General features: G+C 68.9%; 26 protein-coding genes. 11 read left to right on the plus strand and 15 right to left on the minus strand.

The window, feature by feature from the left end:
- Positions 1-3: 3 nt before the first annotated feature.
- Complete coding sequence (locus tag H4281_RS21715) at positions 4-684, minus strand: SDR family NAD(P)-dependent oxidoreductase (protein ID WP_182892772.1); 681 nt, start codon at positions 682-684, stop codon at positions 4-6.
- Positions 685-763: 79 nt separating this feature from the next.
- Between H4281_RS21715 and H4281_RS21720 the strand changes: the two genes are divergently transcribed.
- From H4281_RS21720 to H4281_RS21730, 3 genes are read left to right on the plus strand one after another with little or no spacing between them, the layout of a single operon-like run.
- A complete protein-coding gene (locus tag H4281_RS21720) occupies positions 764-1,378 on the plus strand; it encodes a bifunctional 4-hydroxy-2-oxoglutarate aldolase/2-dehydro-3-deoxy-phosphogluconate aldolase (protein ID WP_182892773.1) in 615 nt (204 codons plus the stop codon).
- Entirely contained in the window at positions 1,375-2,361 is a 987-nt protein-coding gene (locus H4281_RS21725; RefSeq protein ID WP_182892774.1) for a lactonase family protein, read from the plus strand. Before H4281_RS21720 ends, H4281_RS21725 begins: the two co-directional genes overlap by 4 nt.
- Positions 2,358-3,068: a FadR/GntR family transcriptional regulator gene (locus H4281_RS21730; RefSeq protein ID WP_182892775.1), complete on the plus strand. Its 711-nt coding sequence runs from the start codon at positions 2,358-2,360 to the stop codon at positions 3,066-3,068. The genes H4281_RS21725 and H4281_RS21730 overlap by 4 nt, the downstream gene beginning before the upstream one ends.
- Here the strand turns inward: H4281_RS21730 and H4281_RS21735 are convergent.
- A complete protein-coding gene (locus H4281_RS21735) occupies positions 3,044-3,976 on the minus strand; it encodes a GlxA family transcriptional regulator (RefSeq protein ID WP_182892776.1) in 933 nt (310 codons plus the stop codon). The two genes, H4281_RS21730 and H4281_RS21735, sit on opposite strands and share 25 nt — an antisense overlap.
- A 72-nt stretch (positions 3,977-4,048) precedes the next feature.
- On the opposite strand from H4281_RS21735, the gene H4281_RS21740 reads away from it, so the two are divergent.
- Positions 4,049-4,705 carry an HD domain-containing protein gene (locus H4281_RS21740; RefSeq protein ID WP_220507599.1) on the plus strand — a complete coding sequence of 219 codons (657 nt, stop codon included), beginning with the start codon at positions 4,049-4,051 and terminating at the stop codon, positions 4,703-4,705.
- 13 nt (positions 4,706-4,718) lie between these two features.
- Entirely contained in the window at positions 4,719-5,132 is a 414-nt protein-coding gene (locus H4281_RS21745) for a RidA family protein (protein WP_220507600.1), read from the plus strand.
- Positions 5,133-5,138: 6 nt separating this feature from the next.
- Here the strand turns inward: H4281_RS21745 and H4281_RS21750 are convergent, their stop codons facing one another.
- From H4281_RS21750 to H4281_RS21760, 3 genes are read right to left on the minus strand one after another with little or no spacing between them, the layout of a single operon-like run.
- Positions 5,139-5,744 (minus strand): TetR/AcrR family transcriptional regulator, encoded by a 606-nt coding sequence (locus H4281_RS21750; RefSeq protein ID WP_182892778.1) that lies wholly within the window; start codon positions 5,742-5,744, stop codon positions 5,139-5,141.
- A gap of 37 nt (positions 5,745-5,781) precedes the next feature.
- A complete protein-coding gene (locus H4281_RS21755) occupies positions 5,782-6,471 on the minus strand; it encodes a hypothetical protein (protein ID WP_182892779.1) in 690 nt (229 codons plus the stop codon).
- Positions 6,464-6,973 (minus strand): SigE family RNA polymerase sigma factor, encoded by a 510-nt coding sequence (locus H4281_RS21760; RefSeq protein ID WP_182892780.1) that lies wholly within the window; start codon positions 6,971-6,973, stop codon positions 6,464-6,466. The genes H4281_RS21755 and H4281_RS21760 overlap by 8 nt, the downstream gene beginning before the upstream one ends.
- Before the next feature lie 141 nt (positions 6,974-7,114).
- Between H4281_RS21760 and H4281_RS21765 the strand changes: the two genes are divergently transcribed.
- The gene (locus H4281_RS21765) at positions 7,115-8,131 is read left to right on the plus strand and encodes a threonine aldolase family protein (protein ID WP_182892781.1); all 1,017 of its coding nucleotides are present in this window, start codon (positions 7,115-7,117) and stop codon (positions 8,129-8,131) included.
- Between the two features lie 16 nt (positions 8,132-8,147).
- On the plus strand, positions 8,148-8,729 hold the full coding sequence (locus H4281_RS21770; protein WP_182892782.1) for an HAD family hydrolase: 582 nt from the start codon (positions 8,148-8,150) through the stop codon (positions 8,727-8,729).
- A gap of 68 nt (positions 8,730-8,797) precedes the next feature.
- Here H4281_RS21770 and H4281_RS21775 read toward each other — a convergent pair whose 3' ends face one another.
- Complete coding sequence (locus H4281_RS21775; protein WP_182892783.1) at positions 8,798-8,983, minus strand: hypothetical protein; 186 nt, start codon at positions 8,981-8,983, stop codon at positions 8,798-8,800.
- Positions 8,984-9,369: 386 nt separating this feature from the next.
- On the opposite strand from H4281_RS21775, the gene H4281_RS21780 reads away from it, so the two are divergent.
- Together H4281_RS21780 and H4281_RS21785 are read left to right on the plus strand one after the other, a co-directional pair.
- Positions 9,370-10,545: a S53 family peptidase gene (locus tag H4281_RS21780; protein ID WP_182892784.1), complete on the plus strand. Its 1,176-nt coding sequence runs from the start codon at positions 9,370-9,372 to the stop codon at positions 10,543-10,545.
- A 183-nt stretch (positions 10,546-10,728) separates the two neighbouring features.
- Entirely contained in the window at positions 10,729-11,706 is a 978-nt protein-coding gene (locus tag H4281_RS21785; RefSeq protein WP_182892785.1) for a hypothetical protein, read from the plus strand.
- A gap of 98 nt (positions 11,707-11,804) precedes the next feature.
- Here the strand turns inward: H4281_RS21785 and H4281_RS21790 are convergent, their stop codons facing one another.
- The 8 genes from H4281_RS21790 to purD all read right to left on the minus strand — a co-directional run bounded on the left by H4281_RS21790 (position 11,805) and on the right by purD (position 19,388).
- The gene (locus tag H4281_RS21790) at positions 11,805-12,971 is read right to left on the minus strand and encodes a pyridoxal phosphate-dependent aminotransferase (protein ID WP_182892786.1); all 1,167 of its coding nucleotides are present in this window, start codon (positions 12,969-12,971) and stop codon (positions 11,805-11,807) included.
- Positions 12,972-13,012: 41 nt separating this feature from the next.
- The gene (locus H4281_RS21795; protein WP_182892787.1) at positions 13,013-14,161 is read right to left on the minus strand and encodes a transglycosylase SLT domain-containing protein; all 1,149 of its coding nucleotides are present in this window, start codon (positions 14,159-14,161) and stop codon (positions 13,013-13,015) included.
- A 22-nt stretch (positions 14,162-14,183) separates the two neighbouring features.
- Positions 14,184-14,495: a hypothetical protein gene (locus H4281_RS21800; protein WP_182892788.1), complete on the minus strand. Its 312-nt coding sequence runs from the start codon at positions 14,493-14,495 to the stop codon at positions 14,184-14,186.
- Between the two features lie 186 nt (positions 14,496-14,681).
- Positions 14,682-15,440 carry an ESX secretion-associated protein EspG gene (locus H4281_RS21805; protein ID WP_182892789.1) on the minus strand — a complete coding sequence of 253 codons (759 nt, stop codon included), beginning with the start codon at positions 15,438-15,440 and terminating at the stop codon, positions 14,682-14,684.
- Positions 15,437-17,047 carry a hypothetical protein gene (locus tag H4281_RS21810; RefSeq protein WP_182892790.1) on the minus strand — a complete coding sequence of 537 codons (1,611 nt, stop codon included), beginning with the start codon at positions 17,045-17,047 and terminating at the stop codon, positions 15,437-15,439. Before H4281_RS21810 ends, H4281_RS21805 begins: the two co-directional genes overlap by 4 nt.
- Before the next feature lie 9 nt (positions 17,048-17,056).
- Positions 17,057-17,659, minus strand: a complete 603-nt coding sequence (locus H4281_RS21815) for a DUF3558 domain-containing protein (protein ID WP_182892791.1) — start codon at positions 17,657-17,659, stop codon at positions 17,057-17,059.
- Positions 17,640-18,029, minus strand: a complete 390-nt coding sequence (locus H4281_RS21820; protein ID WP_037354127.1) for a PE domain-containing protein — start codon at positions 18,027-18,029, stop codon at positions 17,640-17,642. The genes H4281_RS21815 and H4281_RS21820 overlap by 20 nt, the downstream gene beginning before the upstream one ends.
- A gap of 99 nt (positions 18,030-18,128) precedes the next feature.
- Positions 18,129-19,388: a phosphoribosylamine--glycine ligase gene (purD, locus tag H4281_RS21825; RefSeq protein WP_182892792.1), complete on the minus strand. Its 1,260-nt coding sequence runs from the start codon at positions 19,386-19,388 to the stop codon at positions 18,129-18,131.
- 241 nt (positions 19,389-19,629) lie between these two features.
- Here purD and H4281_RS21830 point away from each other — a divergent pair, with 241 nt between their 5' ends.
- A complete protein-coding gene (locus H4281_RS21830) occupies positions 19,630-20,766 on the plus strand; it encodes a glycerophosphodiester phosphodiesterase (RefSeq protein WP_182892793.1) in 1,137 nt (378 codons plus the stop codon).
- 68 nt (positions 20,767-20,834) lie between these two features.
- Here H4281_RS21830 and H4281_RS21835 read toward each other — a convergent pair whose 3' ends face one another.
- Complete coding sequence (locus tag H4281_RS21835) at positions 20,835-21,281, minus strand: nitroreductase family deazaflavin-dependent oxidoreductase (RefSeq protein ID WP_182892794.1); 447 nt, start codon at positions 21,279-21,281, stop codon at positions 20,835-20,837.
- A gap of 291 nt (positions 21,282-21,572) precedes the next feature.
- Between H4281_RS21835 and H4281_RS21840 the strand changes: the two genes are divergently transcribed.
- Positions 21,573-23,108, plus strand: coding sequence for an amino acid permease (locus H4281_RS21840; protein WP_182892795.1), 1,536 nt, complete (start codon positions 21,573-21,575; stop codon positions 23,106-23,108).
- Positions 23,109-23,460 lie beyond the last annotated feature (352 nt).

The following is a 23,460-nucleotide window of genomic DNA, read 5'->3' on the forward strand; positions in this document are numbered from 1 at the left end:
CTCCTAAGCGGAATCTTTCGCGGCCGACCAGCCGCCGTCGACGGTCAGCTCGGCTCCGGTGACGAACGACGCCGCGGGCGAGAGCAGGAACGCGATCACCGCGGCGACCTCCGCCGGGTCGCCGAGCCGTCCGGCGGGTGTCGCGCGAGTGCTGCGTTCGCGATCCTCCACGCTGATCCGGCCCCATGCCTCGGTCTCGACCGGACCGGGAAGCACCGAATTCACCCGCACCTCGGGCGCGTACTCGACGGCCAATTGCCGCGCCAGAGATACCAACGCGCCTTTGCTGGCCGCGTATGCCGGATGTCCGGGCAGCCCGAAACGCGCGTGCACCGAGGAAACCAGCACCACTGAGCCGCGCCGAGACCGCAGCGAAGGCAGGCACGTCCGGACGGCCAGGTACGACGCGGTGAGGTTCACGTCGAGCTGTCGTTGCCATTGCGCGCGATCGGTTTCGTGCAGTGGGCCCAAAGTCGGCAGGTACGCGTTGCTGACCACCGCGTCGACCTCGCCCGCCAGGTCGAGAACTCGTTGCCAGGTCTCGTCATCCGTCACATCGCCCCGTACGCCGCCCGGCACCGGGGCGAGGTCGACGCCGATCACCCGGTAGCCGTCGGCTTCGAGCTGAAGGGCGGTCGCGGCTCCGATCCCGGACGCCGCACCAGTCACCACGGCAGTGCGCATGGTTCGCCAGCATGCCGCACCGCTCCAAGGTCGGCAAGAATAATTAGTAATTTATAATTTGCCTGCTAGGCTGGCCGCCATGGGATACCGGTGGGAGATCACGCGCGAAGCGGTGCGCCAGGGCGTCGTCGGAATCGTGCGGACGGCGGACGCCGCCTCGGCCGTCGCCGCCGCGCGGGCAGTGCTCGACGCCGGGTTGAAGTCGGTCGAAGTCCCGCTCACCAACGCGGGCGCGCTCGTCGCGATCGAGGAACTCGCCGCCGCGTATCCGGACGCGACGATCGGGGCGGGCACGGTGCTCGACGAGTCGTCCGCGACGGCCGCGATCCGGGCAGGGGCCCAGTTTCTCGTGTCCCCGTCGCTGCACACCGAGGTCTTGCGTACCGCTCATCGGTACGGCGTCGCGGCGCTGCCCGGCACCGGTTCGGTCACCGAAATCGTGCGCGCGATGGAGGAAGGTGCTGACGCCGTAAAGGTTTTCCCTGCGTCCGCGCTCGGCCCGCAGTGGATCAAGGACGTGCGCGCCGCGCTTCCGCAAGCCCCGCTCGTGCCGACGGGTGGAATCGCTCCCGAGGACGTGCCACGCTGGCTCGACGCGGGCGCCGTCGCCTGCGGGATCGGGTCGGCGCTGACCCGAGGATCCGCTGAGGACATCCGGGCCCGAGTGGCCGCATTGGTGAGGGAGAGCTCGTGAGCGACGTCGTACTCGTCGGCTGCCGTACCGCCGAAACCGGCGGGAACGGCACAGGAATCGCGGTTTTCCGGCGCTCCGGCGGCGAACTGATCGCGGATTCGACGCTGCCGATGGTGTCGCCGACCTGGCTGACCCAGCATCCCGCGCTGCCGATGGTGTACGCGACCAACGAGACGAGCTACGGCGAGATCACCTCCGTTTCGGTCGCCGACGGCCTGGTCGCGCTCGACGTGGTCGAATCCGGCGGGGCAAGCCCGTGCCACCTCGCGGTGACACCGGACGGCCGGTTTCTGTTGTGCGCCAATTACGGGGGCGGCAGCCTCGCCGTGTTCGCCTTGCGCGAGGACGGCCGGATCGACGGCCGCACGGACCTGGTGCAGCACACCGGAAGCGGGCCGCGCGCCGACCGGCAGGACGGTCCGCACGTCCACATGGCGGTGTCGTCGGCGGACAGTTCGGTGGTGAGCGCCGTCGACCTCGGCACCGACGAAATCCGCAGCTACACCCTGTCGCCGAAAGGAAAGCTGACTCCGCTGGCCGTTTCGTCGCTGCCGCCGGGAACCGGACCGCGGCAGCTCGTGCGCGGCGCGGACGGAATCGCTTACGTCGCCGGGGAATTGTCCGGTGAGCTGATTACCCTGCGGGAGACTTCGCCGGGAGCGTTCGAGTTCGTCGCGGCGGCTCCGGCGACAGCGGCAGGCGGCGAATCCCTGGTGGCGCACCTGGAAGTCCTCGAATCCGGGATCTACCTGTCGAATCGCGGCCCGGAATGCATCACGTCGTTCGCCGGAACCCCGCTGCGCGCGACGGCCGATCAGCCGTGCGGCTCGTACCCGTGGAATTTCGCGGTCGCGGACGGAACCTGCTACACCGCCGCTTTCCGGGACGACGTCATTTCCGTTTTCCCGTTGAAGGACCTGGGGAACGCGGAGGTCCGCAACTACCCGACCGGCTCCCCGACGTGCGTGCTCCCGCTTCGGTGACCGACCATCGCCCGCGCGGCCTGCACGAACAGACCGTGGAAACGCTCGCCGCGCGTATTCTGTCCGGCGAATGGCACGAGGACATGGTGCTGGACCTTCCCGCGTTGCGCGAGGAGCTGGACATCAGCCTCACCGCCCTGCGGGAAGCACTGAAGGTGTTGGCAGCAAAGGGAATGATCGGGGCGCGGCAGAAGCACGGTACTTACGTGCGGCCGCGCGAGAGCTGGCAGCTTCTCGACGCCGACGTCATGCGCTGGCAAACCACCGCCCGTGGAAACGCCGGCCTGCTGGACGAATTGGCCGAAGTCCGCGCCGTCGTCGAACCCGCGGCGGCACGGATGGCTGCGGAACGCGCGACCGCCGAAGACCTCGCCGCACTCGAATCCGCGCTTGACGCGATGGTCGCCGCGCCGGACCTGGAAGCGAGCGTCGAAGCGGATCTCGCGTTTCACCGCGGACTGTTGACCGCCGCGCACAACAACTTCCTGCTCCAGATCGAACGCGTCATCGCGATCGGCTTGGCGGAGCGGGACAAACTCGTCCACAGCGCCGGTCCCACGGACGATCCAGTGCCGAGTCACCGCCGGGTGCTGGAGGCCATCGCCGAACACGACCCGGACGGCGCGGAGAACGCGATGCTGGAACTGCTGGTGAAATCCGCCGCCGACGCGAAGCGGACGGGTCAGGAAGTGAACGCGCGGCGGTAGGCAGTCGGCGTGGTTCCGAGGGTCCGCCGGAAGTGCAGCCGCAGGTTGGCCGGGGTGCCCAATCCGCAGTCTCGCGCGACCCGGTCCACCGAACAGTCCGTGGTCTCCAGCAGTTCGCGTGCTTTGCCGAGACGCGCGTTGAGCAGCCACTGCAACGGCGTCGTCCCGGTTTCCTCGGCGAACCGGCGCAGGAAAGTCCGCTGCGACATCCCCGCGTGCCGGGCGAGCAGGCGGATGCTGAGCGATTCGTCCAGTCGCTGCAACGCCCATTCGCGCGTAGCCGACAGCGAAGCGTCGCCCGCATCCGCGAGCGGCGCGGGCACGTACTGGGCCTGCCCGCCTTCTCGATGCGGAGCAGCGACCAGACCGCGCGCGATCCGATTAGCGACCGCGGCGCCCAGGTCGCGGCGCACGATGTGCAGGCACAGGTCGATGCCGCAGCACACGCCTGCTGAGGTGAGCACGTCGCCCTCGTCGACGTAGAGCACATCCCGGTCGACCTGTACCGAAGGATATTCCCGCTCGAATTCGTCGATATATTCCCAATGCGTCGTGGCGTGCAGACCGTCGAGAATTCCTGCCGCGGCCAGCGCGAACGCACCCGTGCAGATGGACACCACCCGCCGGCCCCGGTCACGGGCTTCGGCCAGGAGCTCGATCGCCGCTTCCGGCGTCTCGCGGATCGGGTCGTACCCCGGCACGATCACCGTGTCCGCCGCGCGCAGCTCCTCGACCCCGCCTTCGGCGGCCAGCTCGAACCCGGCGCTGGTGGGAACCGTCGGACCGAGCGCGCACAGCGACATCTCGTAGCGGGTTTGCGGCCGGGCCTGAAACACCTGCGCCGGTATCGCGAGGTCCAGCGGGAGGACCCCGTCGAGCGCCAGCACCGCGACCCGATGCACCGTCATGGCAAGATTCTATCGAAGTCCGGCAAACTTGCCACTCACCAGGTCAGGGCCTTGCGAGCCACCCTTGAAGGCATGACCGAACTCCTTCCGGACCCGGTGATCGCCCTGCCCGCGACTCCGCTGGCGGACGCCGTTCTCGACGTCGTCCGCCCGCTGGAATCGCAGTCGGTGTTCAACCACAGCGTCCGTAGCTACCTGTTCGCGCGGCTGGTCGCCGATCGGCTGGCCGAGTCCGATTTCGACGACGATCTATTGTTCGCCGCGTGCGTGATGCACGACATCGGCGTCGCGCCGGACGGCCCGCACGTGGAGCGATTCGAGGTCGAAGGCGCCGACCGGGCTGCCGGGTTCCTCGCGAAGCAAGGGATTTCCGCCGCGGACGCCGACGAGGTCTGGCAAGCCATCGCCCTGCACACCTCCGCGGGCATCGCGGAACGCCGCGGCCCGCTGTGCGTGCTCGTGCGCGCCGGGGTCTCCGTCGACTTCGGCGGCCCGGTCGGCGCCGAATACCTCGAAGCCGTCACCGACGAGCAGGGTGCGGCGATCCACGCCGCTTACCCCCGGCTCGAGATGGTCCGCTCGCTCACCGACGCGATCGTCGCGCAGGCCGCGAAAAACCCGAAGAACGCGCCGGTCCCGTCTGTTCCCGCAGATTTCCTGCGGGAGCGTGAGGCCGACGGCGAAACCCGGCTGGAACGCGCCAGCCGTGCGTCCCGCTGGGGCATCTGAGAAAGGGATCCACATGCACTCCGTCACAATCCCCGAGGACTCCGAGGTTTTCGGCCCGTCCGGGGCGTCCGCCTTCTCCCGCTTCGGCTACTCAGCCGCCGTTCGCGCGGGGAATCTCCTGTTCATCGCGGGCACGATCGGCCGCCGCCCGGACGGTGCGATCGCGGAAACGATCGAGGAGCAGACCGAGATCGCGCTCCGCCGGATCGAGGAAATCCTTTGCCTGGAAGGACTCGGCCTCTCCGCGCTGGTCGACATCACGAGCTACCACGTCGACATCCACCAGCACCTGCCCGGTTTCCTGGAAGCCAAGAAGCGCCTCGTGACCGCCCTGCCTTACCCGGCGTGGTCGATGATCGGCGTCAGCGGGCTCGCCAGCCCGGGCTTGCTGATCGAAATCCGCGCCACGGCGGCGTATCCGGAGTAACTGTCCTCAGTGGACGGACTCGGCGAGCGCGGTCCGCAGCATCCGCCCGGCCGCGGCGCGCGGAGCCGGGTCGACCGCGATGAGCGCGTTGACCACGGCCCCGTCGACCAGAGCGACCAGCCGGTCCAGCTCGTCCTTGGCCACCGGCGTCCCGGAACGGGCGAAGATCTCCGTCAGCAGTTCGTTGAGCTGCTGGGACAGCGTCCGCATCAACGGGCGCAGGTACGGCCGTCGTCCGGTCGCGACCAGGCGTTCGTAGCGCAGCAGGACCGCCTCGGCGTCGGCTTCCGGATCGCCGCTCTGCGGGCCGAGCAGCATGTCCAGCACGAGTTCCACGGTCGCCTGCACGCCCCGGTTCCGGGTCGTCAGGTCGTCGAGCTGCCGTCGCCCGTTCTCCAGCTCGGTCTGCCCGTGGTGCTCCACCGCGGCGGTGACGAGCTCTTCCAGCGAGTCGAAGTAATACGTCGTGGACGCCAGCGGCAGACCAGCCCGCTCGGCGACCGCGCGATGCCGGACCGCGTCGAAACCGCCCTCGGCCAGCAGCTCAGCGGCGGCTTCGACGAGCGCCGCCCGTCGTCGCTCGCCCTTGGGGGTGGTGGCTGCTGCCGTCATGTCCGGTCATTCTGCCAGCCGCCCCGATAGCCGCCGATCAGAACCGGGTGGCCAGCGAAGCGGCGAAGCGCGCGAGGTCGGTTGCGTACGGTGCTGGGTGACCGGAAGTCCCTGGCACGCTGACCAGCACGAGAGTCCCGCCACTGCCGGTTTGCTGACGCACGGTGACGGCTCCGGCTGGTTGCGTGGGCACGTTCACCGCGGCACCGCGAGCGAACACCGCCGCGCCGATCATCCCGTCCGGAAGCGGGAACCCGGCACCGCGCGACGACGTCGTACAAACGCTGCCTGGGGAAGCCTGCGCGGCATTCAAGTGGCCTGGGAGCTCGCCAGCGAGGGCAGTGGCGAGCTCCCAGTCCACCCGTCCGCACCCGGAGGTGCCTTCGACCCGAGGGCCGGTCCTCCCGGTTTCGCCGGCTCCCTGCCGAGACGGCTGACCCGGGAAGTCATCCCCATTGCTGAAAGGACGCGCCGCCGACCCGCCGGGTTGCACCGGCGCGGCCACGGAATTCGCGCTGGAATCGGACTTCTCGCTCGAAATCCCCACAATTCCCCAGGTGCCGAACCCGGCGGCCACGACCACGGCCGCCGCGCCGGCAGTGATCCGGTTGCGCCGGCGCAGCGTCTCGCGCTTCGAACGGCGCACCACGTCGTCCACCGAGAACGTCGGCGGCGGCACCTCGCCAGGAACGGCGGAGAACAACGTCTCGGCTTCCCGCTCATCCATTGGTCTCCACCTCCCGTTCCAGCACCTGACGCAGATTCGCCAGCCCGCGCGCCGTCTGGCTCTTCACGTTGCCTTCGCTGCAGCCCAGCACCGTCGCCGCGGCCCCGACGTCCAGTCCGTCGAAGAACCGCAGTACCAGCACCGCCCGCTGCTTCGGCGGCACTTCCTTCAGCGCCGCGAGCAGGTCCTCGCGAGTCGCGACGCGTTCGGCGAGCCCGGGACTGTCGTCGACAGGTTCGGGCAGCACCTCGGTCTGCCGCTCCCGCCGCCACGGACGGCGGGACTCGTCGATGACCGCGCGCACGAGCGTCTTGCGCACGTACGCGTCAGTCGCCGCGCGGTCTCTGATCTTCTTCCACCTCCGGTGCAACGCGACGAACGCCGTCTGCGCGAGGTCGTCGGCTTTGTGCCAATCCCCGCACATCAAATAGGCAGTCCGGCGCACGGCGTCCCTCCTAGCGGCGAAGTACTCCGCGAACTCCTGTTCGTCGCGCTGGTCCACGCGCTTTGCAGCTCCGCTCTGGCCATGTCCGGTGAAGGGACGGATCCGGGGGCGTCCACGGTTGCACGTCCGGCCGGAAACGTTCCACCCCCCGTCGCATTGATGCCGCGCCCACCTGTGTGATGTGATCGGACTGTGACCATGACTGGGCAGCTGATCGACTTCCGTTCCGACACCGTCACCCGCCCGGACGCGATCATGCGCGCGGCCATGGCCGAGGCCGAGGTCGACGACAACGTCATCGGCACCGACCCGACCATCGCCGAACTCGAACGCCGGGCCGCGCAGACGCTCGGGATGCCCGCGGCGCTGTGGACGCCGAGCGGGACGATGGCGAATCTCATCGCGCTGAGCGTCCACCTCCAGCGCGGCGACCGGTTCCTCGCCACCCGCGGCGCACACGTGCTCGTCAACGAACTCGGCTCGGCCGCCTGGCTGGCCGGCGGCATGCCGAACATCCTCGAACACGACGCGGGCCCCGGCCGGTGCCTGCCGGAAACGCTCGAAGCGGCGATCGGCAACCCCGGCCCGTACTTCACGCTCCGCACCACGCTGCTGTGCCTGGAGAACACGCACAACGCGGCCGGCGGCGCGGTCACTCCGCCCGACGAGCACGCGCAACTGCTGTCCGTCGCGAAGCAGGCCGGGCTCACCGTGCACCTCGACGGCGCGCGGATCTGGCACGCGGCCGTCGCGTTGCAGGTGCCGCCCGCCGCGCTGACGGTCGGCGTGGACTCGGTGTCGGCGTGCTTCAGCAAGGGCCTCGGCGCGCCGGTCGGCTCGGTCGTCGCGGGCAGCGTCGAGTTCGTCGAGCAGGCCCGCCGGATGCGGCAGATGCTCGGCGGCGGCGTGCGTCAGGGCGGGGTGCTCGCCGCCGCGTGCCTGGTCGCACTGGACCGCGTCGACGAACTGGCCGAAACGCACGAGTTCGCGAAACGGCTGGCCGGCGGCCTCTCCGAACACGGCTGGGACGTGCGGACGCCGGACACCAATATCGTTCTCGCCGGGGTGCCGGACGTGCCGACCGCGCTGAACTGGCTCGGCTCGCTCGGCATCCAGGCTCTGCCCATGGCGGGCAAGGTCCGGTTCGTGACGCACCGCGACCTGTCGTCCGCTGACATCGACGAAGCACTGCGCCGGATCAAAACCGGTGCCTGAACCCTGGGGGACTTGGGTGACCAACTGGATCGTGTTCGACTACGGCGAGGTACTCAGCGTCCGCACCGCCGCGGTGCCGAAGCTGGCCGCCGCGATGGGCGTCTCGCTCGAGACGTTCGAACCGGTGTACTGGAGCGTGCGCGACCCGTACGACCGCGGCTGTCCTGACCTGGAGTACTGGACGTCGATCGGCGACCGGGTGGGCGCGAAGGTGGACGACGCGCTCTCGGCGGAGCTGACCGCGCTCGACGTCGCGGGCTGGGGACAGCTCGCGCCGGGGTCGCTGGACCTGCTGCAGTCGCTGTCCGACGCCGGAGCCTCGCTCGCGCTGCTCTCGAACGCGCCATCGGCGTTCGGCGTCTGGGTGCGCGAGCAGGAGTGGGCGAAACTGTTCAAGCACACGCTGTTCTCCGGCGACGTGAAGGTCGCGAAGCCGGACGCCGAGATTTTCCAGCTGCTGCTGGACAAACTGGGTGCGAAACCGGACGAGTGCCTGTTCTTCGACGACCGCCAGGTCAACGTCGACGGTGCCCGTGCGGTCGGCATCCGCGCACACCTGTGGGACGGCGCCGAGGCCGCCCGCGCAGCACTGGCCTGAACCGCGAACGGCTCCCGCACTTTCTCGGTGCGGGAGCCGTCGGGTGCCTCAGTATGGTTCGGCGCCGGTCAGCGGGTGATCCGCTTCGACTGCTTCTTCCCGGTGATCGCCCCGTAGGCCGCGGTGCCCAGGAACAGCACCCCGCCGATGATGCCGATCCACAGCACGGCCTTGAACAGGAAGCCGATCACAGACCCGACCACCATGAAGGCGATCCAGGCCACGACGAGCGCTCCGACGATCTTCCAGAACATGGCTCCTCCGATGCCGTTTCCGCGCCACGTCGGCCCGGTGCCCTCCAGCGTGCCATCCGTGCGACGGAAACTCTCTACGCCAGCCCAACGTTCAGGGGGATCTCCGGGTTCCCCCTGAGCCGGCTTTCCTGGTCGTCTCGTCCGGCGGGTCCGGCTCGAGTGCCCGAACCCAGCGCCGTGACCAGTGCCGCCCGCGCGGCGGCAGAGCGACCTGGCCCCCTTGGTCATCGGACCGGCCGGGCACTGGCCGAGATATCACGGAACGCAGTTTTTACGGCTTTCCGGCTGTCCGTTGAAAGGCACCTACTATCGGCCCGTTGTTCACTCGGCGCCCCGGACCAATTATTGATGGTGAATTATTCACCACTGAGTCGGGAGCAAAATCAATGCGCAAGAAATTGATCGCAGGCGGTGCCTTCGCCGTCGCGCTCGCCCTTACCACCGGTGGAACTGCCACCGCGCAGCAGTTCTCCGCCGCCCCCGCGGCCACCGGTGGTCCGACGGTGAAAAACGCCTGTGCGCAGGTGCGCGCGGCAGGCCACATGTCCTGCTTCGCACAGGTGCGCACCGACATCAAGCAGGCCCGGCGCGCTCCCGGCGCCGCCCCCTCCGGCTACGGCCCCGCTGAGCTGCAAGCCGCCTATCAGCTGAAGGCCGACGGCGGCGCGGGCCAGACTATCGCCGTCACCGAGTCCGGCGATTATCCCTCTCTCAAAGCAGATTTGGCCGCCTACCGCAAGCAGTTCGGATTACCCGCGGGCGACGTGCAGATCGTGAATGAAGACGGCCAAGAGAGCCCGCTGCCGGCCGCCGACCCGGACTGGGCCGTCGAGACCGCGCTGGACGTCGACATGATCGCGGCGACCGCGCCGAACGCCAAGATCCTCGTGGTCGAGGCCAATCAGGCCAGCACCGACGACCTGGGCAAAGCGGTGGACACCGCGGTCAAGCTCGGCGCGAAGTTCGTCTCCAACAGCTGGGGCGGCGACGAGTCCGAGGGCGGCGCGGGCGACGCGCACTTCAAGCACCCCGGCGTGGCGATCACCGCGTCCAGCGGTGACAACGGCTACGGCGCGAGCTGGCCGGCGTCCTCCCCGTACGCCGTCGGCGTCGGCGGCACGACCCTGAAGAGCAGCGGCGGCTCGTACACCGAGACGGCATGGAAGGGCGCGGGCTCGGGTTGCTCCAGCTATGCGGCGAAGCCCGCTTTCCAGACCGCCGCGACCGGCTGCGACAAGAAGGCCATCGCGGACGTCTCCGCGGTCGCCGACCCGGCCACCGGTGTCGCGGTGTATGACACCTTCCAGCAGAGCGGTTGGCAGGTCGTCGGCGGCACCAGTGCTTCGTCACCGATCATCGCGAGCGTCTACGCCGACGCCGGCACCCCCGGTGCGCAGGACTGGCCCGCCCAGTACCCGTGGTCGCACACCGACCAGCTGACCGACGTCACCTCGGGCAGCAACGGCAGCTGCGACACCAAGCAGTGGTGCAACGCGGGCACCGGCTGGGACGGCCCGACCGGGCTGGGCACCCCGAAGGGCACCGCCGCCTTCACCAAGTAAGAATCAACAATTTCAGATAGTTCACCTTAATCGGGCATAATAGCGACCAGCGGTCGGGCGGAACAAATACGACGTTCCTCCCGATCGCTCGTCGTTACCTTTGTCTAGCCCCTTTCACTCGATAGGGTTCCGAACGAGGGAAGGTGCCACCGGCACAGGGAGCCGCAGCGGAGGTGACGCGCGTTGACGCTCCACGATTATTCGAACGCGGCGCACAGTCCCGATCAGCAGAACAATTTTGACTCCCTCGGCCTGGCCGGGCCGTCCTTCGCCGAAACGCTGCGCGGCGCGATCGATGCCAGCGGCCTCACCCTGGAACGCATCCGGGCCAGGCTGACCGAGCGCGGGAGCCGGGTCAGCCTGGCGACGCTGAGCAACTGGCAGTCCGGCAGCCGCCAGCCCGAACAGCGCCGGTCGATAGAAGCAGTGCGCCAACTCGAGAACGTCCTCGAACTGCCGATGGGCAGGCTGTCCGGCAGGCTGGGGCCGCCCCGGCCGAGGGGCAGGCAAGTCGCCGCCGAGGAGTCCGCCGCGCCCGACGAGCAGTGGCTGGACTCCAGTGGCCTGTCGGCGCTGATGACCGACGCCGACATCGCACCGCAGAACGGACTGCGCCGGATCAGCTTGCACCTGCGCTGCCACCTCGACTCCGACCGGGCTGTGCACCGGATCAGCTACCGGCACGTCCTGCTGGCCGAACAGGACGGCATCAGCCAGGACCTCAACCTGCTGGAGCTCTCCCCGGGCTCCCGCAGGCGGCCAACGCTCATCCCGACGTACAACTGCAGGCTGGGCCGCCAGTCGGTGAGCGAAGAGAAGCACCTGATGATCAACGAACTGCTCTTCGACAGTGCGCTTCGCCGCGGCGAAACCGTGGTCCTCGAATACGAGATCGAGTTGTACCCCGAGCCTGGACAGCCGTCCGACAACGGCTGGACCGCCAGTTTCCGGCTGCCCATCCAGGAATTCCTGATCGAGGCCCGGTTCGGCCCCGGTGCCGTCCCGGTCCGCTGCCGGGAGGTCCGCCGTCCGTTCAGCGATCCGACCCCGACCGAACGACCTGTGCGCATCGGCGAATCGGCCAACACGCACGCCGTCATGCTCGGACTGCGCGCCGGGCGGTACGGGCTCGAATGGGACTGGCCCGAGCAGCACGGCTGACCGGACCGCTCAAGCCCGCGGGGCGGAACCACGCTGCCTCGACGCACCAGCAGGTCAGCGGCCGATGGCCAGAGATCTCCGGGTTCCCCTGACCGGTTTCACCCCAGCCAGCCGCCCAGCCGACGCAGCCCCTCGGTCACGTCCTCGGTCGCGCCCGCGAAGGAAAACCGCACGTAACGGCCGCCGTCGACCGGGTCGAAGTCGATACCCGGGGTGATCGCGAGGCCGGTGTCGGCGAGCAGCCGCTGGCACCAGCTCAGGCTGTCGGTGGTGTGCTCGGAGACGTCGGCGTAGGCGTAGAACGCGCCGTCGGCCGGGGCGAGCTTGTCGAGGCCGATCTCGCGGAGCCCGGCGAAGAGCAGGTCGCGGTTGCGGCGGTAGTGCTCGACGTGCGCGTCCGCTTCGGCGTAGGACTCCGGCGTGAAGGCCGCGACCGCCGCGTACTGCGAAACAGCGGGCGGGCAGATGGTGAAATTGCCGGTCAGGACGTCGACCGCGCGGTGCAGCCGCTGCGGCACCAGCATCCAGCCGAGCCGCCAGCCGGTCATCGCGAAATACTTCGAGAACGACCCGAGCACCAGCGCTTCCCGGCCGTACTGCCAGGCGCAATCGAGCTGCTTGCCGTACGAGATGCCGTGGTAGATCTCGTCGCTGATCAGCTGCACGCCGTGCGAGGCGCACCAGCCGGAGATCGCCGCCAGCTCGCCCGGCGGCAGCACGGTCCCGGTGGGGTTGCTGGGACTCGCGACGATCAGCCCGTCGATCGGCCCGAGCCGGTCGAGCTGCTCGACGGTCGGCTGGAAATTCGTCTCGGACGTGGTCGCGAACTCGACGACCTCGCAGCCGAGGACGTTCAGCAGATTCCGGTACGCCGGGTAGCCCGGGCGAGCCATCGCGACCCGCGCGCCGGGGTCGAACGCGCTGAGGAACGACAGCAGAAACCCACCGGACGAACCGGTGGTCATGACCACGTCGGAGGCGGACACGTCGATGTCGTACGTGCGCCGGTAATGCCCGGCGACGGCTTCGCGCAGCTCAGGAATGCCGAGCTGCTCGGTGTAGCCGAGGGTGTGCCGGCTCAGTGCTTCCTGCGCCGCTCGCAGCACCGCCGCCGGAGCGGGCACGGACGGCTGCCCGGCGGCCAGCGAAATCAGGTCGCCGTGGCTGCGCTGCCGGGCCTGTGCCGCGGACAGCACGTCCATCACGTGAAAAGGAGGCACGCCTGCCCGCAACGCGGGCCCGCCGAAAGCACCGATGTCGACCATGCGGCCAGGCTAACCGGCGGAACCGCGTGCGGGGTGTGCCGTCAGTAACCGCGGTACGCACCGCCGTGCGCCATCGCCGCGATGCCCGGGACGTTGGACATCGAGCCGTACCGGTCGAGCGAGTACCGCACGCCGGCGATGATGTTGTCGACCGGGTTGTAGATGTTGTCGTGCCCCGGCAGCTTGTGCGCGTTGAACGTCGAGTCGATGCACTGCATCAGGCCCTTGGACGGATGCCCGGCCGCGGCGTTCGAATCCCAGTTGTTGATCGCGTTCGGATTGCCGCCGGACTCGTGCTGGATGATCGCCCAGATGTTCTTGATGTCCGCGTCGGTCACGTTCACGCCCGCGGCCTGCAATGCCTTGATCGCTTCCTGGATCCACTGCTGAACGTTGCCGGGCGGAGGCGAGGAGGGCGGACCGCCGCTCGGGCCGAGACCGCCGCCGCCACCGGACGCACCGCCGCCACCGCCGCCGTGGTGACCGCCTCCGCCGCCACCCCCGCCGCCGTGTCCGGTGTGCAGACCGCCGGTGCTCTGCGGGATGGTGCCGTCGGAGTTGGGCAGCGGGACCTTGGAGTAGCCGCCCTCGATCTGGGTCTTCATCAGATCCTGCGACTTCTTGACCATGTCATCGGCCTGCTTCAGCAGCGGGTCGATGGTCTGCTCGGCCGCGGTCGCGTCCTTCTGGTTCGCCTCGTTCGCGTCGGAGATGATTTTCGCCGACGTCGGGCTGGGCGGCGGGCCCTTCTTGTCCGACTTATCGTTGGCGTACGCCGCCTCGGCCGCCTGCGTCTTCTGCGCTTTGTCCGACTCGGTCTTGATGCGGTTGTCGATGTTCGTCTTGGCGGTGTTGAAGGCCTCGGTGACCTTGCTCTTGATCCCGCCGAGGTCGCTCGACAGCTGGGTGAGGTCCTTGCCGACCTCGTCAAGATGCCCCTGCACCTTGGCACCCGCCGTAGTGATCTGCGTGACGTAGTCAAGGAAGGAGTCCGCCGCCGGGCCTTCCCACACTCCGCCTGCCAACGACTTCGTAGTATTTGTCAACTCTTGGCCGTGGTCGCCCGCACGCTTCGCGGCGTCGCTGAACTGCTGCCCCGCCCGGCTGATCGCGTCCGGGTTGATCTTGTCGACCTTCTTGGCTTTTTCGACAATGCCGTTCCAGTTCGGCGGGTAGTCGATCAGCGCCATGCTCTTGCCCCCTCGTGCCTGCTCAGCGGTCTTCGTGCACAGTCAGATCGGTCTTGTGGACCTGGTCGGTCTCTTGAATCAGCCCGGCGGCCTTTTTAAGGATGAAGCTGGTCGCCTCCATCAGCTTCCCGGCCGCGTCGAACTCGCTGTGCACACCCTGTTTGAACGTGCCGACCGCACCGTGCACGTCCTTGGAGCCACCCATCGTGCCGAACGGACTCTCGTGCTCGTCGTCGACTCCGGTGACATGCTTCTTGGACTTCTCGAACTCGTCCTTCAGCTTCTCCACGTTCCTGGCGGCAATGGCCATGGAATCCGGATCGTAGACAGGCACCGTTCGTCATCCCCTTCGCGACACTCGCTTCCCGACCAGTTCGGACGCTCCGCTCACCAGGTCGGTTCCCTGCTTACTCTAAGACTTCGAGCGCGTGCCGTGTGCAGTTCCGTCCGACTTCCGGCCGCGAACCCCCGGACCGGGTTAGAGCGCGATCGAAAAGGGGTGAAACGGTCACGCCAAGCGTCAAATCGCGGCCTGCAACTCCCGCACCCGCTCCGCCAGCATCGCGTTGTCCGCCGGACTCACCGTCGCCCACGTGTGCCCGTCCGAATCGTCGGTGAGCTGGAACAGATACCGCCCGGAATCGGTGTCGTAAAACGCCGCCACGTGCGGCGACCGGCGCACCGTCCCGTCCCGCAGCACCCGTTCCGCGCAGAACTGTCCCCGGGCGGCCTGTCCCATCAACATGCCCGCCAGTTCCTGCGCTTCCCACAACGCCATGCCTCGGTCTTCCAAGGCCGTGACCAGCGCTTTCGGGTCGCCCGCGGCAGCCGTGTCGGCGGCGACGAGCGTGCTGTGCGGTACCGAGATCGACTGGCCGATGCCTGGGTCGAGCGATCCGGCCACCGACACCACGGCGTCGGCGAGCCCGCTGGCGTCAGCGGGGATCAGCCACACCTCGTCCCGGTCGACCACCGCGAGCACGGCTTGGCTGCCCCGGCTCACCGCGCGGCCGCGGATCTCGCGGTCCGCCCACACCCAGACGTCCACCGCTTCCCGTGGACGCGCCAGCAAATGCAGCTGATCGAGCACTGTCCCGGAAGGACGGCGGCCGCGCGCGAGCCGGCGTTGCGCCAGCGAGTCCCAAACGGACTCGATCAGCTCGGCCCGCTCGGTGTGCGTGCGCCCTGGCGACGGAACCGCGAGCGCGGCCGGACGCCCGCCCAGGTCCAGCGATTCCCACAGCACATCGAATTCAAGGGCGGTCAGTACCAGGTTCACGGCCGGCGCACGTCTCCCGTGCCGTCGCCGAGGACGTCGCGCGTCACCATCCGGCCGTCGGCGAACAGGTCCTTGTCGTCGACGCCGAAGCGGCGCACGTGCTCGTCGTCGCTTTCCTGCGGTGCGGCTTCGGAGAGGTACTTGGCTTCGCCACCGGCCGATTTGGGCGCGATCTGCTCGGCTTTCCGCAGTGCGACGGCTTCTTCCTCGGGAAGCTCGTCCACCGGCAACGGCCGCACCAGGCCCTTCGGCTGACCGTCTTGTGCGCGGCCTTGCCGTTCGCGGTCGCCGGAAAGCGCGCCACCGGCCACTCCCGCGCCCAAAGCCGCGGCGCCTGCTCCGATTTCTCCGGCAGACGCGCCTCCCGCACGCGGGGCCGGAGCGTTGCCGGGGGTTTCGGCGACGGGAGCAGGCGGCGGCTGTTGGACGCTGCCGACCAGACGACCTCGTTGCAGCGCTTGGTTTTCGTGCCCGCTGCCGGAGTAGTTGCCCCCACCCGGGCCGCCGACCGCGGGACGGCTGGAACCGCTTGCGCCGCCAAGACTTTCGGACACAGTTCCCCGGTTGACCGGCGTGCCCTCGGACCCGCTGCTCGTCCCGCGCGGACCAGTCGGCAGGAACGTGCCGGATTCCCCGGGCCGTGCCCCGCTCGGAACCCGCGTCCCGCCTGAGGCGCCTGGGCCGCCCGAAGTGCTTGGCCCGCTGGGGATTCCCGGCCCGTTGGTCGAACCGACCGACCGAGGCGGATTGGCGTGCGGTGCCGGTCCCTTCTCCCATCCTGCGGGCGGCGGCGAGGTCGGCGGCACGTAGCTGGCCGCGACCACCGGCGCGGCTGGCCGAGCAGCCGGTGCCTGCGAGGGGGTGCCGTACGCGGGCGTCGGCGGATCCACCACCGAAGCGGCTGGAGGGGCCGGAGGCGGCGGGGGAACGTATTGCGACTTCACCGACGCCGCGGCGGGCCGCACCTGGCCGTCCGGCGTCACCTCGACCGCCGCGGCCGCGCGGTCGACCGGGCTCGGCCCGCTGCCGGGCTGGACCATGGTGAGCGACTGCGGCTGGCTCAACGGTTCGGTGGACAGCAGGTTTTCGCCGCTCTGCTGGGCGTAGGCGTTCAACGCCTCGACCGCTTGGCCGCGCGCGTTGTCCGCGGCCTGCACCGCGGCCGCGTGATCGGTCTCGAATCCGAGGAAGCTCGCCACCGAATCGACGAGCGTGAGACTCTCCGCGCCTTTGCGGACCGCGGCGGGGTCGGGCAGCTTGTACTTGGTGCGATTGAACGCTTCCCCTTGCGCGAAAAGCATTTCCGCGGTGTGCGCGACCTTCTGCATCGCGTCGTGAGAGAAGCCCGCCTGGTCCGACAGCACCTGCCCGGCCTGTCCGCCCGCCTGGCTCTGCCATTCGACGCCGAGCTTCGCCAACTGGTCGCGCAGCGTGTGGTCGGTGCCCGCGAGCGCGGTCGCGATTTCCCGCAGCGCCTCGACCGCGGTGGCGATGCTGGCGATTCCGTCGCCGGTGCCGAACTTCTCGATCTCGTCGGCGATGGCGGTGTCGGTCCACCCGTCGAAACGGTGGTCGCGGATCCTGCCCGCGAGTTCGGAGATCTCCACGCGCCCTCCCTAGGTCCGGTTCTTCAGGCCCTGCACGGCCAGGCCGGCGGCCTGGGTGGCGATGTCGCACAACTGCGGCTGGCTGAACGCGCCCGCGGTGACCGCGAACTCCTGTGCCGCCATGGTCTGTCCCGCGGCGACGCCGACGAGCACCTCGCAGTCGGCGGGGGTGCCTGCCGCGCGGTAATTCGTGATCGCCGGATAACCCTCGACGCTGGTGGCCGCGGTGGTCATGCTGTTCTTGCGCCGCGATCCGGTGAGCCACTCCTGCACGTCCGCGTTGACGATCCGCAGGTGCAGCGCGTGGAACGGTTCGGCCTTGTCCGAATCGAACACGCAGGTGGGCCCGTCCTTCGGCTCGGCGGCCTTGCGCGGCACGCTCGTGACCTTCAGCAGGTCGAGCTGCGCTTGGCCGAGCAGGGCGCACGGATCGGTCCCGGCGATCGGCAAGTCCGACGGCCGCTGCGGCAGTGCGGCCGCTTTCGTCTGCTGCGCCAGGGAACTCATCGCGGGCTGTACGGGGTACGCGGTGCCCTGCTCACCCGACGAGCAGCCAGCGACCCCGAGCACCGCGACGACGGCGAGAATCGGTTTAGTGGATGCCGTGCGCACCGCGGTCCCCGAAAGCCGCGGCCTTGTCCGCGTCGCTGGCCTCGTACGTCTTCGCTGCTTCGCGCAGCTGTCCGACAAGCTTGTGCAGATTGGCGACGTACGCGCGCACCTGCGCGGCGTACGACTGATCGCCTTCCGCGACCACGGTGTTCCACGCAGCCATCGCGTTCACGCTCACCGTGTCCGACGAAGGAGTGTCGACGCGCAGTTCGCCCAGCCGCGTGAGGAGCTTGTCCTCAAGCGCGCTGACCTGCTCATCGACCACTCGCGCGACCTCGAGCAGCTTCGCCGGCTCGACCACGATGTCCGCCACGCCCGGCGCTGCCGGAACCGACGAAGCCAGGTCGGTGAGCGGTGTGCTTCCCGGCATGCGCTAACCCCTCCCGTGATACGGACGGTGACCGTACGGACCCGTTTCGAGGCTACCAACCGGCGCGTGAACCCGAGGCGAACTTCGTGGAGAAGCTGTTCAGGCGGGAGCGCTTACTTCCCCGTTGGCCGCGCGCAGTGCGATATCGGTGCGATGGTGCGAACCGGCGAGGTGTACGCGCTCGACAGTCTCGTACGCGTGCTTACGCGCCGCCTTAAGCGACTTACCGGTGCCGACAACTGACAGCACACGTCCGCCAGCCGAGATCACCGCACCGTCGTCGCGACGCCGCGTACCTGCGTGAAGCACGCCTTCGATCTCTCCGCCGGTGATGACGTCACCAGTGCGCGGCTTGCCCGGGTACCCGTCCGCAGCGATCACGACGGTGACCGCGGCCCCGCCCGACCACTCCAGCGGCGGCAGCTCGGCCAGCTTCCCGGTAGCCGTCGCGTTGAGCACAGTGGCCAGCGACGTACGCAGCAGCGCGAGCACAACCTGCGTCTCGGGGTCGCCGAAGCGGCAGTTGAACTCGATCACCTGCGGGCCTTCCGAGGTGAGCGCGAGACCGGCGTAGAGCAGGCCGGAGAACGGGCTGCCCCGGTCGGCGAGCTCGTCCACCACCGGCTGCACGACCCGCGCGACGACGTCGTCCACCAGGTCGGCAGGCGCCCACGGCAGCGGTGCGTACGCGCCCATGCCGCCGGTGTTCGGGCCGGTGTCGCCGTCGCCGACGCGCTTGAAGTCCTGCGCGGGCAGCATCGGCACCACAGTGCGGCCGTCGACGAAACAGAAGAGCGAGGCCTCAGGGCCATCCAAAAAGGACTCCAGGAGGACCGGGTGACCGCCGTCGAGCAGCATCAGCGCGTGTTTGCGCGCGACCTCGACGTCCTGGGTCACGACCACGCCCTTGCCTGCGGCGAGACCGTCGTCCTTCACGACCCAGGTGGGCCCGAAGCGCTGAAGCGCGGCGTCGAGGCGCGCGGGAGTGACGACGACCTCACTGCGGGCCGTCGGCACCTTCGCGGCCGCCATGACGTCCTTCGCGAACGCCTTCGACCCCTCGATGCGCGCGGCCGCGGCAGACGGTCCGAAGCAGGCGATGCCGGCGTCGCGCACCGCGTCGGCGACGCCCGCGACAAGCGGCACCTCCGGCCCGATCACGACGAGGTCGGCCTTCCACTCCTTGGCCAGGGCCGCGACAGCCTCCGGCTCGGCGAGCTCGACCCCGAGCTGCTCCGCGACCGCAGTCGTGCCGGCGTTGCCGGGGGCGCAAGCGAGCGCCGTGACCGCGGGGTCGCCTGCCACCGCGAGGACGAGTGCATGCTCCCGGGCGCCGGAGCCGATTACCAGTACGCGCACGCCGGACAGCGTAACGGTGCGTGTCGCGCCGCGGCAGCGCGCCGTCCGCGACCCCGGCCCGGACCAGGTGCGCGACTGGTCCGGTCCCGGTCGCGCGGTGTCCGGATTCGCCTGCCATCCACCGTTTACCCGGTTGTCAACCGCCCGTCCGGCTGGTGCCGCGCGCCCGACGCTTGCGGCGGTGAGGGTGACGCGGTAGTCGTGGCGAGCTGCGGATCGCCCGGTAGAGAAAGGTCCCCCCATGAAGCGCAAACGCCTCGGCGTGCTCGCCCTGTCCGGCCTGGCCCTGCTCGGCGTCGCGGGTCTCGCGATCGGCCCGGCCGCCGCGAGCGAGGAGACGGCCGCGGGTGCGGCCGCGCACGGTCCCCGGCACGATGGCCCGGTGATCGTCGGACACCGGGGCGCGCCCGGCTACCGCCCGGAGCACACGCTCGCGTCGTACGAACTCGCTTACCGGATGGGCGTGGACTACGTCGACGTCGACCTGGTGCCGACCAAGGACGGCCAGCTCGTCGCCCGGCACGAGCCGGAAATCGGCGGCACCACCGACGTCGCGGCCCACCCGGAGTTCGCCTCGCGCAAGACCACCAAGGTCATCGACGGAACCAAGATGACCGGCTGGTTCACCGAGGACTTCACCCTCGCCGAGCTGAAGACGCTCTACGCCAAGGAGCGGATCCCGCAGAACCGGCCGAACAACCAGCTCTACGACGGCCGCTACCGGATCGCCACCTACCAGGAGGTGCTCGACCTGACCCGGCGGCTCGGCCACGAGCTGCACCGGACGCTGGGCACCTACCCGGAGGTCAAGCACTCGACGTACTTCAGCTCGATCGGCAACCCGACCGAACCGAAGCTCGTGTCGATCCTCGACCGCAACGGCCTGAACCGGCCGAACGCGCCGGTGATCATCCAGTCGTTCGAGGTGTCGAACCTCCAGGCGCTGCACAAGCAGGTGCGGGTGCCGCTGCTGCAGCTGACCGAGGCGAAGGGCGCTCCGGCCGACTTCGTCGCGAAGGGCGACAAGCGCACGTACGCCGACCTGGTCACGCCCGCCGGCCTGCGCGAGATCGCGAAGTACGCGAAGTACCTCGGCCCGGAGAAGGGGCAGATCATCCCGCGGGACGCGCAGGACAACCTCGGCAAGCCGACCACGCTGATCGCCGACGCACACCGCGCCGGGCTTGAGGTGCAGCCCTACACCTTCCGCAACGAAAACCCGTTCCTTCCGGCGAACCTGCGCTCCTCGGCCAGCCCGAGCGCGTTCGGCAACGTGTTCGCGGAGGAAGCGGCGTTCCTGAAGGCCGGGGTCGACGGATTCTTCGCCGACCAGCCGGACACCGCGCTGGAATCGGTGCGGGACTTCACCGGTCGCTGACTTTCCCTTCACGGATCTAGCTTTTCTTTCGGCCCGTCGGTGCCAGGTCACCGGCGGGCCGTTTCGCGTCAGCCTCGCGGAGCGAGCAGAACGATCGGGATCACGCGGTCGGTTTTCTGCGCGTACTCGTCGTACAGCGGGAAAACGCGCGCCATCTGCGGCCAAAGCACCTCGCGCTCTTCCGGAGACGCGACGCGAGCGCGAGCGGTCAACCGGCGCGCGCCGACCTGCACACCGACGCTCGGTTCCGCCCCGATGTTCTTGAACCACTCCGGGTCCTCGTCGGCTCCGCCCTTGGAAGCGACGACCACGAATTCGTCGCCGGAGGTGCCGTAGATCAAGCAGGTGCGCCGGGGCACGCCGGTCTTGCGTCCGGTCGTGGCGAGCACGAGCATGCGGAGACCGTCGGATTCGTGGCCCTCCGCGCCGTTCGAGGCCAGGTATGCCCGAGTCTGCTCGGCGACCCAGTCCCACTGGGAGTCAGTAGCGCGGTCAATGTCTTCGGCGACAGCCATGGCGGCGATCCTTTCCGGTGCGGACGGTGAGTCTCTCGCCCCGGGGACGGAGCCGCCGCGTCCTTCTCGACATCATGGCGGCGCCGAACAGAGCACCGTTTCGAGTGATGCGCACTCGAACAATTGTTCGACATACTGGTCCCATGTTGATCACTCAGCCCCGGACCGCCCTGCGCCGTTCGGAGGAGCTTCCGTCCAGCCACCAGCGAAACCTTGACACCCGCGAACGCCGGGGGCTAACTTCTGCGCACTCTCAATGGTCTGTCCGCATACCTTTCAGGTGGGTGCCCGATGGATGTCTCCGACCAGCAGACCGGACAACCCGACGAAGACAGCGCTCGCCTGCACGCGCTCGGCTACGCGCAGGAACTCAAACGCACGATGTCGGCGTTCTCGAACTTCGCCGTGTCGTTCACGATCATCTCGATCCTGTCCGGCTGCCTCACGCTGTACGGCTTCGGCATGAAAACCGGCGGCCCGGCGGCGATGATCTGGGGCTGGCCGCTGGTCGGGCTGTTCGTGGTGCTGGTCGGACTGGGCATGGCAGAGGTGTGCTCGAGCTACCCGACCGCGGGCGGGCTTTACTACTGGGCCGCGAAACTGGCGACCCGCAACGGCCCGGCGTGGTCGTGGTTCACCGGCTGGTTCAACCTGATCGGGCAGATCGCGGTCACCGCGGGCATCGACTTCGGAGCCGCGCTCTTCCTCAACGCGTTCCTCGATCTGCAGTGGGGCTTCAGCGCGACGCCGGGCCACACGATTCTGTTGCTGGCCATCATTCTTGTCGTGCACGGGGTGCTGAACACCTTCGGCGTGCGTGCGGTGGCGGTGCTGAACAGCGTCAGCGTGTGGTGGCATTTGCTTGGCGTGCTGGTGATCGTGGGCGTGCTCGTGTTCGTGCCGGCGAAGCATCAAGAAGCGTCGTTCGTGTTCGGCAGCTTCGTAAACCAGACGGGCTGGGGATCCGCGCCGTACGTGTTCTTGCTGGGTTTGTTGCTGGCGCAGTACACCCTCACCGGCTACGACGCCTCGGCGCACATGACGGAGGAAACCAAGAACGCCGCGAAAGCGGGCCCGCGCGGAATCATCAACTCGATCCTCGTGTCGCTGGTCGCGGGCTGGATCCTGCTGATCGGCCTGACATTCGCGATCCAGGACTACGACGGAGCCGTCAACTCGGCGACCGGCGTGCCGCCAGCCCAGATCTTCATCGACGCGACCGGCGCGGTGACCGGCAAATTCCTCCTCCTGATCTGCATCGGAGCCCAGTTGTTCTGCGGCATGGCCTCGGTGACCGCGAACTCCCGGATGATCTACGCCTTCGCCCGCGACGGCGCGATCCCGGGTTCGAAGATCTGGCACAACATCAACAAACGAACCCAAACCCCAACCAACGCAGTATGGCTAGCAGCGGGCGGCGCGTTGGTGCTAGCGCTGCCGTATCTGTGGAGCGCGACGGCTTACGCAGCAGTCACTTCGATCGCGACAGTAGGCCTATACGTCGCGTACGTGATCCCGGTCTTCCTCCGCGTCCGCCGCGGCGACAGCTTCGAGAAGGGCCCCTGGAACCTGGGCCGCTGGGGCAAACCAATCGGCATCGTCGCGACGGTCTGGGTCGTGGTGATCTTCGTGCTCTTCATGCTGCCCCAAGCAAGTCCCGTCACGGTCGACACGTTCAACTACACGCCGATCGCCTTCCTGGTCGTCCTTGGCGGGGCAGCCCTGTGGTGGGTCTTGTCAGCACGGAAGTGGTTCACCGGCCCGAAGGTGCAGGGTTCGGCGGACGAGTTGGCCGCGGTGGAAAAGGAACTGAAGGAACTCGGCTAGGCCGGAGGGTGCTCGCGACGGACGACCGTTCTCCACCAGGTGTCGCTCCGTTCCGCGTCGCTCCACCCGACGCCGCTCCGTTCCGCAGCACTCCACCCAGCATCGCTCCGTTCCGCGTCGCTCCACCCAGCGGCGTTCCACCCGACACCGCGTCGGAGCTGAGCACCTGACCGGAGTCCGCGAGCAGGACCGGCCTTTGCCGAACCAACGCGGGCCGACCAAGCCTCACGTGCGGCGAGGTGAACCGGTCGTCACTACGCCGCCGCGCCGGTCTGCTCCGCCTCCCGCGGTGTCGCCCGCCCACTCGCGCGGCAGCGACCGGCTATTTCGCCCGTCGCTGCCCGACCGCCAC

The organism is Amycolatopsis dendrobii, from assembly GCF_014145675.1.
Taxonomy (GTDB): domain Bacteria; phylum Actinomycetota; class Actinomycetes; order Mycobacteriales; family Pseudonocardiaceae; genus Amycolatopsis; species Amycolatopsis dendrobii.

Excerpts from the sequence above, each read along its gene's own strand:
- H4281_RS21715 (WP_182892772.1), bottom strand. The coding sequence starts at position 684 with ATGCGCACTGCCGTGGTGACTGGTGCGGCGTCCGGGATCGGAGCCGCG.
- H4281_RS21720 (WP_182892773.1), top strand. The coding sequence starts at position 764 with ATGGGATACCGGTGGGAGATCACGCGCGAAGCGGTGCGCCAGGGCGTC.
- H4281_RS21735 (WP_182892776.1), bottom strand. The coding sequence starts at position 3,976 with ATGACGGTGCATCGGGTCGCGGTGCTGGCGCTCGACGGGGTCCTCCCG.
- H4281_RS21740 (WP_220507599.1), top strand. The coding sequence starts at position 4,049 with ATGACCGAACTCCTTCCGGACCCGGTGATCGCCCTGCCCGCGACTCCG.
- H4281_RS21745 (WP_220507600.1), top strand. The coding sequence starts at position 4,719 with ATGCACTCCGTCACAATCCCCGAGGACTCCGAGGTTTTCGGCCCGTCC.
- H4281_RS21750 (WP_182892778.1), bottom strand. The coding sequence starts at position 5,744 with ATGACGGCAGCAGCCACCACCCCCAAGGGCGAGCGACGACGGGCGGCG.
- H4281_RS21755 (WP_182892779.1), bottom strand. The coding sequence starts at position 6,471 with ATGGATGAGCGGGAAGCCGAGACGTTGTTCTCCGCCGTTCCTGGCGAG.
- H4281_RS21765 (WP_182892781.1), top strand. The coding sequence starts at position 7,115 with ATGACTGGGCAGCTGATCGACTTCCGTTCCGACACCGTCACCCGCCCG.
- H4281_RS21775 (WP_182892783.1), bottom strand. The coding sequence starts at position 8,983 with ATGTTCTGGAAGATCGTCGGAGCGCTCGTCGTGGCCTGGATCGCCTTC.
- H4281_RS21780 (WP_182892784.1), top strand. The coding sequence starts at position 9,370 with ATGCGCAAGAAATTGATCGCAGGCGGTGCCTTCGCCGTCGCGCTCGCC.
- H4281_RS21790 (WP_182892786.1), bottom strand. The coding sequence starts at position 12,971 with ATGGTCGACATCGGTGCTTTCGGCGGGCCCGCGTTGCGGGCAGGCGTG.
- H4281_RS21795 (WP_182892787.1), bottom strand. The coding sequence starts at position 14,161 with ATGGCGCTGATCGACTACCCGCCGAACTGGAACGGCATTGTCGAAAAA.
- H4281_RS21820 (WP_037354127.1), bottom strand. The coding sequence starts at position 18,029 with ATGCCGGGAAGCACACCGCTCACCGACCTGGCTTCGTCGGTTCCGGCA.
- H4281_RS21830 (WP_182892793.1), top strand. The coding sequence starts at position 19,630 with ATGAAGCGCAAACGCCTCGGCGTGCTCGCCCTGTCCGGCCTGGCCCTG.
- H4281_RS21835 (WP_182892794.1), bottom strand. The coding sequence starts at position 21,281 with ATGGCTGTCGCCGAAGACATTGACCGCGCTACTGACTCCCAGTGGGAC.
- H4281_RS21840 (WP_182892795.1), top strand. The coding sequence starts at position 21,573 with ATGGATGTCTCCGACCAGCAGACCGGACAACCCGACGAAGACAGCGCT.